Here is a 12216-nt window from a genome sequence, read left to right as displayed (position 1 = left end):
CACCTGCGCCTGCTGCCGCGAATTCCGCGCCCTACGTGCAGTACCAGCAGCCGCACTACTACCCGCCGGCACCTCCGCCCGCCCCCACGGTGCCCCTGCCCCAGATTCCTGGTGTCCAGATGCCCGTGATCCCGCTGCCGGTATTGCCGCGCCTACCGTTCTGACCGGCCGCGTTCTCACCCGTCGGACAGATACGGAAAGATCGTCGCTCATGGCCACCACTGCGCAATGGATCGAAGGTGCGCGACCGCGCACACTCCCGAATGCGATCGCCCCCGTCCTCGTCGGCACCGGTGCGGCCGTGTCGCTGGACGGAGGAGTGTGGTGGAAGGCGCTGCTGGCGTTGGTCGTCTCGTTGGCTCTGATCGTGGGCGTCAACTTCGCCAACGATTATTCCGACGGAATCCGCGGCACCGACGACGATCGAGTCGGGCCCCTGAGACTGGTCGGCTCGAAGGCCGCGTCCGCCGGGGCCGTCAAGAAGGCCGCGATCGGTTGCTTCGCCGTCGGCGCTGTGGCCGGACTGGTCCTGGCTGCGACCAGCGCGTGGTGGCTGATCGTCGTCGGACTGGTCTGCATCGCCGGAGCCTGGTACTACACCGGCGGCTCGAAGCCGTACGGCTACAGCGGTTTCGGCGAGATAGCCGTGTTCGTGTTCTTCGGTCTCGTCGCGGTCCTCGGCACCCAGTTCGTACAGGCCGAGCAGATCGACTGGGCCGGAGTACTGGCAGCAGTGGCAGTCGGCTCGTTCTCGAGCGCGGTCCTCGTCGCGAACAACCTTCGCGATATCCCCACCGACACCGAGTCGGGAAAGCTCACCCTCGCAGTGCGATTGGGCGACGCCCGCACCCGCTACCTGCATCTCGCGCTACTGGTGGTGCCGTTCGCGATGACCGTCGTTCTGATCGCTCGCACCCCGTGGGCACTCGTCGGCCTGCTCGCACTGCCCTTCGCCGCTCGCGCGAACTCCCCGGTACGCAAGGGAGCTCACGGATTCGAGCTGATTCCGGCACTGCGTGATTCGGGCCTGGCGATGCTCGTCTGGGGCGCGAGCACCGGCGTGGCATTGGCCTTCGCCTAACGCTTGTCCGGCACCAACGCACCCAGCAGAAAGTTCACGATCGAGATGATGATCGCACCCCAGAACGCGGCGGCGAACCCGACGATCTCGAGACCGTAGCCGGTCTGCGACGACAGCCAGCCCGTCAACAACAGCATCAACGCGTTGATCACGAGGGTGAACAGCCCGAGCGTCAGAATCAGCAACGGCAAGGACAGCAGCTGCACCAGCGGCTTGATGAACGCATTGACGATCGTCAACACCGCCGCGATACCGAGCAGCACCACGATGTCCCACCCGTCGCCGCGCCCCGAACTGGTGACAGTGATGCCATCCACGAATTCTTTGGCAACCCAGATGGCAACGGCGTTGATCACGAGCCGAATCAAGAAGTTCATGGCGCCATCGTAGGGTCGCAGACGGCCGAGAGCTACGACGTCCGAACGAGCGAGACGATCGATCGCAACTGCTGGAGCGAACCTTGCTGCCGCACCAGTTCGGTGAACGAAGGATCGGCACCGCGAACCAAGCCGAGAAGAACATGTTCGACGCCGATCTCGCGGTCCCGTCGTTCGACGGCTTCCTTCAGCGACAGCTTCAACACTTCCTTCGCCGATGGGGCGAAAGGGAGATGATGCGGTGACGCCTGTGCGCCCTCCAGCGCACCCGAACCGAGAGCGGAGTCGATCGTCGAGACAACAGCGTCCAGGTCGATTCCCAGGAACCTCAACGCACGCGCATCCTGAGACTGCACGTTCGCGAGCACTTCGTCGACGGTGAACCCGGCCTCGCCCAGCGCCGTCTGCAATGGCTCGTCGGCGACGGACAGCACGCCGAGAAACAGATGTACAGGCTCCACTCGGGGCGAGTGCAGAGTCCCTGCGTGACCCTGAGCGCTGATGACGACAGATCTGGCCGACTTGGTGAATCGCTCGAACATTGTTGCCTACCTTCCCTTTCCGCCGTGCTTCTTGTGGACGGCCTGCCTGCTGACTCCGAGCGAGTCGGCGATTGCCTGCCAGGCCCAACCGTTGCGTCGAGCGTTCTGGACCTGAACGGCCTCCAGGCGCTCGAGCAACCGCCGAAGAGCGGCTACCGCACGCAGCCCCTCCCCCGGATCGGAACTGGCAGCTGCGGCGGCAAGTGCAGTGGCTTCGGTCATGATGTCAATCTAAGTTGACAGAAGGCAGCTGTCAACCCCAGTTGACGCGTTGGCATACGGTGCAGTCAGCGATCCAAAGCGATGTCGACAGTCACCCGCCCGCGATCGTCGCGGGTCGCCGTCGCCAGGCCGGAGTAGTGAACGCCGCCGAGGTCGACGTCGACGCGACCGCCGTCGTTCGTGAAGTTTCGCCACCAGTTCTTCTTGTCCGGCATGGCCACCCTCACTTTCAGGTGATCACCTTTCCGGCCGATAGCCAGCGGTAGCGAGATCTTCTTGCCGGACCTTCGGCCGATGTACGTCAGGATCCCCATCGAACGTCCGAGAACCCTGTCGAGCACGGGCGCTTTCATCACGACCATGAAAACCCTGTTGAACGCTGCTGCCGATTTCTGGAAGGTGTTCACTTCGCCTCCTCCGGAGTCCCCCTGCACGTGAGGAAAAGCGTAGCGGCGTTGCTGCTCTACGGCATCGTCACTGCGAGGACACACCGCCCTCCATCGACTCGGCCACTACGTCCAGGGCTTCGAGGACTTGTGTGATTGCGGTAGTCGACCTCGTCGGATGCTCGAACAGGACGGCAGAACTTGTCGGTGGCCGGTTCTACACTTCTCGGCATCGGGTCGAATACGTGTTCGGCCCTTCGTCGCTGGGGGGTGACATGGGGCTACGCGAGTCGACGTGGATGGCTGACGATCACTCTGCTCTCGCCGACGTCCTCGGTGCGCGGAGAAGGATAAACGCTGCTCTCGCATCGGAACTGTCGCTCATGGACGATTACGTTCGCGGCCGAACGGCATGCGCATCCCCGTGGGACACCGGAGTGACAGAAAAGGATCTCTACAGCTCGGCGATCTGCGAGCTGGCAGCGGCTCTGTCGTCCACCTTCGCATCGGTCAACAACAGGGTGCAGATGTGGCGCCGATTGCAGCCGTCGGTGAAGCGTCGATTCGTCGACGGTTCGCTCGACATGGAGCGGGTCAGGACGATTCACGATCACTTGCTCCACGCTCGTCCGAGCACGGTGGTCGACATCGAAGCCGAGGTTCTCAAGGTCGCCGGAGAGATGGCACCCGGTGCCCTGGGGCGCGAGATCGATCGGCTGCTCACCGAGGCCGATCCGGAGTGGGACCGCGACGTGCGCAAGCGTGCCGCGCGCACGGAGAAGAGAATCCGGTTGCGGAGAAGAGCACGGGGCCTGTCCAGCCTGACCGCGGTGATGACCGACGGTCAAGCCGACGAACAGATTTCACGAATCGACGCCGTGATCGCGCGACTGCACCCGGAGGACCCTCGATCCCCCGATCAACGACGAGGCGAAGCACACACTGCCTTGATGCGTGGCGAAACACTGGTCTGCCAGTGCGCGACGTGCCTGATCGCTCGTGGTGACACCGCCACTCCCGAGTCCGAGGACCCGCAGCCAACTGGCACGACCGACGCTTCGGCCGGCGACACAGCCCACGAGACATCCAGCGCGAGTACTGAATCCGCGCCGCAGGGGCCTGTTGGTCCGATCGGGCAACCGCGACCGGCCACAGCACCACCCGAGAACACAGCACGACCCGACCAGGCGTCGCCGCTCGGTGATAGACCGCGCCCGCGACCGGGAGGAGGGACGCTAATCGAACGTTGGCGGGCCGTCGTCGAGCGCAATCCTCTCGGCGAGCACGCGCTCTACCCCGACGGACACGGAGGCATGACGGTTCCGCCGCCGGGGGCACTGTCTTACAAACCGAGTAGGGCACTCGCGGCGCGGGTACGAGCCGACCATCCGTACTGCCTGCATCCCGGCTGCGACGTGCCTTCGGATCGGTGCGATCTGGACCACATCGTCGAGTTCGACCGGCAGAATCCGAAGCGAGGTGGCTGGACGATCCCGACGAACATCGGCCCGCGCTGTCGGCTTCACCACAACCTGAAAACACGCAAACTCTGGCACACCGAACTGCTGCCGGAGGGGGTGTTGCACATCGTCGATCCACTCGGACGCCACTACTTCACTGCGCCGACTCTGTGATGATTCCATCGCATAGGGTTGGTTCGGTGAGCACCGCGAATCTGACCCGGACCGAAACTCGCAGGCGATCGCGCCACATCAGCGGGGTGAATTATCGCGTTCACCTGGACCTTCTGCGCGCGGAAGACATGGACCTCGACACCTTCGAGACCGTGACGACCATCGAATTCGACGCGACGACCGCTGCGACATGGGTGGATTTCATCGGTGCGACAGTCGACGAAGTCACCGTCAACGGCATCGACGCGGCGGTCGATTACGACGGCTCCCGCATTCAACTGGTCGGGCTCACCGAGCACAACATCGTTCGGATTCGCGCGCACGGACGGTACAGCAGGACTGGCGAGGGACTGCACCGATTCGTCGATCCCGTCGACGACAACGTCTATCTCTACACGCAGTACGAACCGGCCGATGCACGCCGGGTGTTCGCGAACTTCGAGCAACCGGATCTCAAAGCCCCCTTCACCCTGACGGTCACGGCTCCGCCGACGTGGATCGTGCTGTCGAACCGCGAGGGAATCACTGCCGACTCGGTCACCACCTTCGTACCGACCCTGCCGATATCGACGTACATCACCGCAGTTGCGGCAGGCCCGTATCACTGCGTCCAATCGTCCTGGACGCGAGGCGAACTCACCGTCCCTCTCGGTGCGTACTGCCGGGCGTCTCTCTCCGAATACTTCGATGCCGAGGACATCTTCGACATCACGAAGCGGGGGCTGGACTTCTTTCACGACAAGTTCGACTACCCGTACCCGTTCGGAAAGTACGACCAGATCTTCGTCCCCGAATACAACCTCGGCGCGATGGAGAATCCCGGCCTGGTCACGTTCACCGAATCGTATGTATTCCGTTCTGCGGCAACCGAAGCCCAGTACGAGGCCCGCGCAAACACGATTCTGCACGAGATGGCGCACATGTGGTTCGGCGACCTCGTCACGATGCAGTGGTGGGACGACCTGTGGCTCAAGGAATCCTTCGCGGACTTCATGGGTGCGTACGCGTCGGCCGAGGCGACCCGATTCACCGATGCCTGGGTCAGTTTCGCCAACCGACGAAAAGCGTGGGCATACCTGCAGGACCAACTGCCGACCACCCACCCTATCGTCGCCGACATCACCGACCTCGAGGCTGCGAAGCTCAACTTCGACGGCATCACCTACGCCAAGGGGGCGAGCGTCCTCAAACAACTCGGAGCCTTCGTGGGTGCAGATGCCTTCTTCGCCGCTTCCCGCAACTACTTTCGCACCCACGCTTTCGGCAACACCACGCTGACGGATTTACTGAGCGAGATGTCCGCAGCGAGCGGACGCGACCTCGATACCTGGGCTGCAGCATGGCTGCAGACCACCGGCGTCTCGACGCTCAGCTACACCGGCGATGCCGTCGAGCAGACAGAACCGCGGCCTCACCGAATCGCCGTCGGGCTCTACGATCTCGACGAGGCGGGGAATTTGACGAGAACGCACCGCCGAGAACTCGACATCACCGATGCACGAACGCCGGTCGACTTTCCCGATGCCGCACTGGTGCTGCTCAACGACGACGACCTGACGTACGCCAAGATCCGATTCGACGAGCGCTCGATCACCACCGTGCGGAACCACCTCGATCGCATCGTCGATCCCCTCGCCCGGGGCCTGGTGTGGTCGGCGCTGTGGAACTCCACCCGCGACGCCGAGATGTCCGCACTCGAATACATCGACATCGCAACCAGATTCGCGCCCAACGAGCCCAAGATCGGCCTTCTGTCGGCGGTCACCGCGAACGTGGCGTACGCCCTCGAGCACTACCTCCCGGAGGACCGACGGGACGAACCGACCCGGCAGTGGCTCGAGGCGTCGTGGACGCAACTGCACGCGAGCGAGCCGGGGAGCGACGCCCAGTTGGTGTGGGGGCGAGCCACCGCGGCCGCCGCCCAACTCGACGGTTCCCGCGCTGCCGAACTGCGCGCACTTCTCGACGGCACAGCGACGGTGCCAGGTCTACGTCTCGATCCCGATCAGCGCTGGTCGTTCTGGTTGGCCCTGGCCGCAACCGGGAACGCGACCGCAGCCGAGCTCGACGCCGAGCTGGCCACCGACAACACCTTGTCGGGACGCACCGCACACACCGCGGCGTCGACGGCGATACCCGATGCCGAGGTCAAGGCGAGGGCGTGGACTGCCATCACCGAGCGCGACGATGCGTCCAACGACGTTCTCGACGCCTTCATCACCGGTTTCGGGGCCGGGCACCGACCGGATCTGACCCAGCCCTACGGCAATCGTTACTTCGAGACCATCTCCTCGTTGTGGACCTCGCGCAGCATCGAGATCGCCAGGCGAATCGTGGTCCGTCTGTTCCCGCAGCAGTCGTCGACGGAGGCCGCGGACAGCTGGCTCGCCGAGCACGAGTGGGCACCGGCTGCCCTGCGGCGCTTGGTGATCGAGCAACGAGACCACCTGGCGAGAAGCCTCCGAGTGCAGGCGCGGCTAGGGTGATGGCCATGTCCACCAACGACACTCGCCGCTCGCTTGCCACTTCTGCGCTCGCTGCCGGCGGTCTGCTCGGCGGCTTCGCCGTTGCCCGGCAGTCTCACAATCGTCAGCTCGGCGGAGCGGTGCTCGCAGCCGTCGGGGTGGTATGCACGACCCGTTGGCAGAGATCCTCGGGTTCGGTCCGTGCCGGCGCCTTGCTCGGGACCTACCTCGTCGCGTTCGGTGCCTCGCACCCGCTGGCCAAGAAGATCGGTGCCTGGCCGGCGGTCGCCGCGGTGTCTGCCGCAACTGCAGCGGCATCGATGGCGGTGAGCAAGTAGGTCCGCTCAGAGCACCCCGGTACGAACGAACTGTTCGAGCGCTGCTGTTGGTTCGTCGAGATCCATGCCCTGGTTCGAGACCCATGTGTCGTCGAAATAGGTTTGCGAATACCGATCTCCGCCGTCGCACAGCAGTGTCACCACGCTCCCACTGCGGCCGGCGGCGATCATTTCCGCGATCAATCCGAACGCACCCCAGATGTTGGTGCCCGTCGATCCGCCCACTCGTTTGCCGAGTGCGTCCGAGGTGAATCGTGCGGCGGCCACGGAGGCGGCGTCGGGTACTGCGATCATTCGATCGATCACCTGGCCGACGAACGAGGGTTCGACGCGCGGTCGACCGATGCCCTCGATGCGTGAAGACTGCCCTGTTTCGTAGCCCGCGTCTCCCGACTCGTAGCCGCCGATGAACGCGGAGTTCTCGGGGTCGACCACGGCCAGTTGCGTTGCATGCCTTCGATATCGGATGTAGCGGCCGATGGTGGCACTGGTCCCTCCGGTCCCCGCACCGACGACCACCCAGTCGGGAATGGGGCACTCCTCGAGCCGAAGTTGGTCGAAGATGGACTCGGCGATGTTGTTGTTTCCGCGCCAGTCGGTGGCTCGTTCGGCGTGCGTGAACTGGTCCATGTAGTGACTGTCGGGCTCGGCCGCGAGTCGATGCGCTTCGGTGTACATCTCACCGGGCTTGTCGACGAAGTGACATCTTCCGCCGTGAGACTCGATGAGTGCGACTTTGGCGGGACTGGTACTGCGTGGCATCACGGCGACGAACTTCAGTCCGAGCAGTCCGGCGAAATACGCTTCACTGACGGCAGTGGAGCCCGACGAGGCCTCGATCACCGTGGTGCGTTCGGTGACCCAGCCGTTGCAGATCGCGTACAGGAAGAGCGACCGAGCCAGCCGATGCTTCAGGCTGCCGGTGATGTGCGTCGACTCGTCTTTCAGATACAGCGAGATTCCCCAGGCCGCGGGGAGGGGGTATCGCAGCAGGTGCGTGTCGGCGCTGCGCTGGGAATCGGCCTCGATCAACCGGACCGCGTTGTCGACCCACTCCCGGGATCCCGAATGATCGACCGACCTGGTCACTTCTTGCCGTCTTCACCGCGCAGCTTCGACTGCAGGTCCGCGCGCGCGGCGCGCCTGTCCTCGTCGACGGCTGCGATGGACTCGTTGACGCGGATGCGCATGTTCTTGAACAGGAGCAGCGAGAGAGGTAGTGAGATCAGCACCGAGAAAATCGCGGCCACGAGTACCGGGACCTCGACGCCGAAGAGTAAACCGACGCCGACGATGACGGCCGCGATCACGACGACGAGCGCCAGTCGCGCGAAGGTGTAGACACCGAGGTTGACGGCGAGTGACTTCTTCGCCGACCTTTCTGGCGCGGCATTTCCGCTGGTTGAATCGTTGCTCTCGGCATTCGTCGCGTCGCTCACGGGTCCCAATCTACCGGGCTCGGCAGCCACTCCGACCCACCCCCAGCATGACCGATTTGTCCATTACCTCCCCTTTACCAACCTTGTATCAGTCGAGTACCTAGGGGTTCGAGTGCAACCATGGGGATCGAACGCAGCAGACCGATATCTCCGGTTCGACGCATATGCACCGAACCGCATCGTAGGAGGACACGACAAGATGAGCGCACCCACATTTCACAAGGCTCAGGACTCACTGCTCACTCCGGGTCAGGTAGCCGCGCTTTTCCACGTCGACCCCAAGACAGTGACGCGCTGGGCACATGCCGGCCGCCTCGGATCCCTCCGCACTCCGGGCGGGCACCGTCGATTCCGCGAGACCGAGGTCATGCAGTTGCTGACCTCACTGACGACGGAAGCCGGCACACACCACTGATCGGCTGGCTCTGGGGCCGATCCACCCGCAGTATCCGCACCCGTACGAACTCATCGAACATTCTCAGGAATCTTCGACGCTCGACGGGTGCGGAGGTGGTTGCATCACAGCTACTCTCGTAGTAGGAGGTGCGTCGTGATCTATCTTTTGGCGTTGATCGGCTTGGTGGCAGTAATCGTGCTGTTCTGGAAGGCATTCGGACCCAGTACGCAGGCTCCACCCACCCGCACTGTGGGACCCGATGACGATCCCGATTTTCTGTGGCGGATCAACCGTGAGGCTCGCCGCGGAGGGAAAGACGGAACCGAGGCCGGCACCGAACCCAGCGAATAGGTCCGGTGGTTCTCAGTTGCGTTGGGCAGCGGTGGGCGCGTCGGGGAATCCCGCCGCTACCGCCGCCGCGACTTCCAGCAGTGCCTTTCGTGTGCGCCCACGAAGACGATCGAGTTCGATTTCCGCCCCCTCCTCGAGATGCGGGTCGAACGGGATCGTGCGAACCCGAGCGCAACGCTGCTCGAAGTGTTCGACGACTTTCTGCAGGTCGACCTTTCCGGCCCTCTGCCGAACGCCGTTGACGACCGCAACCGATGTGGCGACCAGCTCCCGGTAGCCGTGCGCATCGAGCCAATCCAGCGTTGCCGACGCGCTGCGCACACCATCCACCGACCCCGAGCTGACCACCACCAGAGTGTCGGCTCCCTCGAGAATTCGTTCCATGGCCGAGTGCATCAGACCGGTGCCGCAATCGGTGATGACGATGCTGTAGAACTTCTCCAACAGCGACACCGCGCGATCGTAATCCTCACCGCTGAATGCCTCCGAGGCTGCCGGATCCGAATCGGATGCCAACACCTCCAGTCGATGCACGTTTTGCGACGTGTATGCCCTCACGTCGCTGTAGCGGTCCAGAGAATGTATGTCGCGCAACAGATTACGGACGGTGGAGGTCGTCTCGAGCGGCACCTTCTGACCCAGCGTTCCGCGATCGGGGTTGGCGTCGATCGCGATCACCCGATCACCTCGAATCTCGGCGAAAGTCGAGCCGAGGGTGGCCGTCGTCGTGGTCTTGCCGACACCGCCCTTCAGCGACAGCACCGCGACGCGATGGCATCCGACAAGAGGCCGATCCACCTGCGCGGTCAGGGCCGAGCGTCGCTGCTGGGCGGCACTGTTTCCGACATCCACACGACCACCCGTCATCAGATACAACGCCCGACGCCACCCTCCCAGCGGCGGCGCATTCCCCGATCGGACGAGCAACGAACTGCCCAGATCGAGTGAGGAGACCGGCTGCTCCGCCGACCGACTCTGGTCGAAGGCCGCCGGTGCCGGTGCCGGTGCGACCACCATCGCATCACCCGGGGCTTGCCTGAGCTGCTGTGGCTGACCAGGATGCGGCTGATTCGGATGTTGCCGACCGGGCCACTGGCCGGGCTGAGGTCCCCATTGCGTCTGAGGGTTCCACTGATTCTGGGTATGCCACTGACCCCCCGCCACCGAGTGCTCCTGCGGATCGCCGTGGTTCTGCGGTGCCCAATTGTGTTGCGGCCCAGCCTGATTCTGCGGAGCCAACTGATTTTGCGAAGCCCACTGGTTCTGGGGCCCCGGGTTCTGAGGGGCCCAGTTCTGAGGCACCGAATTCTGAGCAGCCCAGTTCTGCGGAGCCGAGTTCTGAGCAGCCCAGTTCTGCGGAGTCGAGTTCTGAGGCAACGGGCCCGAAGGCAACGGGCCCGAAGGCACCGGGCCTGACGGCATCGGACCCTGCGGCGGGGGTGGTGCCGACGCGACGGGCGGGCTCGCCTCGGGGGGCGTGTGTGGAGGAGTCGGTTTCACGGTCGGCGCCACGGGAGCCTTCGGCGCTTGCACCGGTGTCGTCGGTGTTGCCGTCGCGGTCTTGCCTTCCTCGGCCGGGGTCGCGGCGACCCCGGCATCCTTGCCGTCACCTTCTACCGGCCCAGACAGGTCTTTCGGTCGGGAAGCGCGCGGTGCAGGATTCGGCGGAGGTGTCGGCGCGGTCTCGGGTTGCGGCGCGGGCGGGTTCGAGATGCTTTCGGGCGGCATGGTGATGGGGGTCGATCGAAAGGGCTCGCGCGGCGGTGTGGGTGTGGCCTCCGTCGTCGCTGCGACGGCGATCGGTTCGGACCCCGTGGGCGGCGCTGCATGATCTTCCGGTACATCGTCGTCCAGTGGCCGGACGGGTTGCCAGTTGTCCTCGTGCCGATCGGCCATGACCGATTCCCCCCAGTTCGCGTCCCACATCGAAGATCCGAGCTCGGATGTGTCCCCCATCGAGCCGGATCGGACGCTACCAGCTGGAGGTCCAGCGTGGAGGCTGTGGAACGAGCGAAGGTCAGTTCAGTCCCGCGTAGCTGTGCAGTCCCGAGACCACCATGTTGATGATGAAGAGGTTGAAGAGCATGGCGGTGAATCCGGCGATGTTGATCCACGCTGCGCGGGTGTTGCGCCATCCGGAGGTGGCGCGGGCGTGCAGGTAGGCGGCGTAGATGATCCAGGTGATGAACGACATGGTCTCTTTGGGGTCCCAGCCCCAGAAACGTCCCCATGCGGCTTCGGCCCAGATTGCGCCGAGGATGACGCCTGCTCCGAAGAGCGGGAAGGCGACGATCGTCGTCTTGTAGGCGAGTCGGTCGAGAGCTTGGGCGTCGGGCAGCTTGGAGGCGAATTTGCCCCAGAACCCGACGCTTTCCTCTCCCAGGGGCTGCTTGATGCGGAGCAGGAACAGCAGGCTCGCGACGCCGGAGACCAGCAGGATGCCGCTTCCGACGCTGACGATGGTGACGTGGATGGGCAGCCAGTACGAGCGCAGAGCGGGGACGACCGGTGCGGCGTCGGCGTAGAGCTTGGTGGCGGCGAAGAACATCAGCACGATGATGGGCGCGAGGACGAACACGAGCATCGGGCGCATCGTCTTCTTGCGCAGCACGATCACCGAGGTGAGGGCGGCGGCTGCCGTGGCCATGGTGACGAACTCGTACATGTTGCCGAGCGGGAAGCGGTGGGTGGCGAAGCCGCGGAGTACCACCGAGGCGACGTGCAGGGCGAGGGCTGGGGCGAGCAACGCGAAGCCCATGCCTGCGAGTCGTTCGGACAGCGGTCGCTTCGGTGTTTCGACGACGCGTCCGGGTCGGCTGTCGGCAATGGGGGCACCGGCACCGACGAGTTCCTTGGCTTGTACTGCCGTCGCCTTGGCGGAGGCGTACTGGGCGATGAGCAGGACGAATGCGAGCACGTAGATGGTGAACGCTGATTCGAAGGACCAGTCGCTGTACTGCGAGAGGGTCTCGTTGATCGGCATC

Annotated in this window: 14 protein-coding genes; 6 read left to right on the top strand and 8 right to left on the bottom strand. The window is 64.3% G+C overall.

The annotated features are described in order from the left end of the window. Window positions 1–211: 211 nt before the first annotated feature. Window positions 212–1081 (top strand): 1,4-dihydroxy-2-naphthoate polyprenyltransferase, encoded by an 870-nt coding sequence (locus CH306_RS13855; protein WP_032393912.1) that lies wholly within the window; start codon window positions 212–214, stop codon window positions 1079–1081. Here CH306_RS13855 and CH306_RS13850 read toward each other — a convergent pair. The 4 genes from CH306_RS13850 to CH306_RS13835 all read right to left on the bottom strand — a co-directional run bounded on the left by CH306_RS13850 (window position 1078) and on the right by CH306_RS13835 (window position 2629). Next, entirely contained in the window at window positions 1078–1458 is a 381-nt protein-coding gene (locus CH306_RS13850) for a phage holin family protein (protein WP_032393911.1), read from the bottom strand. The two genes, CH306_RS13855 and CH306_RS13850, sit on opposite strands and share 4 nt — an antisense overlap. 32 nt (window positions 1459–1490) lie before the next feature. Then, window positions 1491–2000, bottom strand: coding sequence for a Clp protease N-terminal domain-containing protein (locus CH306_RS13845; protein ID WP_094646867.1), 510 nt, complete (start codon window positions 1998–2000; stop codon window positions 1491–1493). 6 nt (window positions 2001–2006) lie between these two features. Beyond that, window positions 2007–2222 carry a hypothetical protein gene (locus CH306_RS13840; RefSeq protein ID WP_032393909.1) on the bottom strand — a complete coding sequence of 72 codons (216 nt, stop codon included), beginning with the start codon at window positions 2220–2222 and terminating at the stop codon, window positions 2007–2009. A 65-nt stretch (window positions 2223–2287) separates the two neighbouring features. Continuing rightward, window positions 2288–2629 (bottom strand): nitroreductase/quinone reductase family protein, encoded by a 342-nt coding sequence (locus CH306_RS13835; RefSeq protein WP_094646902.1) that lies wholly within the window; start codon window positions 2627–2629, stop codon window positions 2288–2290. A gap of 278 nt (window positions 2630–2907) precedes the next feature. Here CH306_RS13835 and CH306_RS13830 point away from each other — a divergent pair, with 278 nt between their 5' ends. The 3 genes from CH306_RS13830 to CH306_RS13820 are packed head-to-tail and all read left to right on the top strand — an operon-like array spanning window position 2908 to window position 7045. After that, window positions 2908–4242, top strand: a complete 1335-nt coding sequence (locus CH306_RS13830; protein WP_179272837.1) for an HNH endonuclease signature motif containing protein — start codon at window positions 2908–2910, stop codon at window positions 4240–4242. Window positions 4243–4268: 26 nt separating this feature from the next. Beyond that, window positions 4269–6728 carry an aminopeptidase N gene (pepN, locus tag CH306_RS13825; protein ID WP_094646865.1) on the top strand — a complete coding sequence of 820 codons (2460 nt, stop codon included), beginning with the start codon at window positions 4269–4271 and terminating at the stop codon, window positions 6726–6728. A gap of 5 nt (window positions 6729–6733) precedes the next feature. Continuing rightward, a complete protein-coding gene (locus tag CH306_RS13820) occupies window positions 6734–7045 on the top strand; it encodes a hypothetical protein (RefSeq protein WP_082074079.1) in 312 nt (103 codons plus the stop codon). A 6-nt stretch (window positions 7046–7051) separates the two neighbouring features. Here the strand turns inward: CH306_RS13820 and CH306_RS13815 are convergent, their stop codons facing one another. Further along, window positions 7052–8134 (bottom strand): PLP-dependent cysteine synthase family protein, encoded by a 1083-nt coding sequence (locus tag CH306_RS13815; protein WP_045198946.1) that lies wholly within the window; start codon window positions 8132–8134, stop codon window positions 7052–7054. Continuing rightward, a complete protein-coding gene (locus CH306_RS13810; RefSeq protein WP_094646901.1) occupies window positions 8131–8484 on the bottom strand; it encodes a DUF4229 domain-containing protein in 354 nt (117 codons plus the stop codon). Before CH306_RS13810 ends, CH306_RS13815 begins: the two co-directional genes overlap by 4 nt. A 199-nt stretch (window positions 8485–8683) precedes the next feature. Between CH306_RS13810 and CH306_RS13805 the strand changes: the two genes are divergently transcribed. Beyond that, window positions 8684–8899: a BldC family transcriptional regulator gene (locus CH306_RS13805; protein ID WP_008713732.1), complete on the top strand. Its 216-nt coding sequence runs from the start codon at window positions 8684–8686 to the stop codon at window positions 8897–8899. Window positions 8900–9034: 135 nt separating this feature from the next. Beyond that, window positions 9035–9232, top strand: a complete 198-nt coding sequence (locus CH306_RS13800) for a hypothetical protein (protein WP_032393904.1) — start codon at window positions 9035–9037, stop codon at window positions 9230–9232. A 12-nt stretch (window positions 9233–9244) separates the two neighbouring features. On the opposite strand, the gene CH306_RS13795 is transcribed toward CH306_RS13800, so the two are convergent. Both CH306_RS13795 and ccsB read right to left on the bottom strand, forming a co-directional pair. Then, the gene (locus CH306_RS13795) at window positions 9245–10471 is read right to left on the bottom strand and encodes a nucleotide-binding protein (protein ID WP_441344278.1); all 1227 of its coding nucleotides are present in this window, start codon (window positions 10469–10471) and stop codon (window positions 9245–9247) included. Between the two features lie 778 nt (window positions 10472–11249). Further along, complete coding sequence (ccsB, locus tag CH306_RS13790) at window positions 11250–12215, bottom strand: c-type cytochrome biogenesis protein CcsB (RefSeq protein WP_032393902.1); 966 nt, start codon at window positions 12213–12215, stop codon at window positions 11250–11252. Window position 12216 lies beyond the last annotated feature (1 nt).

The sequence above is a fragment of the Rhodococcus sp. 15-725-2-2b genome, from assembly GCF_002259075.1.
Taxonomy (GTDB): domain Bacteria; phylum Actinomycetota; class Actinomycetes; order Mycobacteriales; family Mycobacteriaceae; genus Rhodococcoides.
Note: the sequence above shows the minus strand (reverse complement) of the source record. Positions and strands in the feature narration are given on the sequence as shown.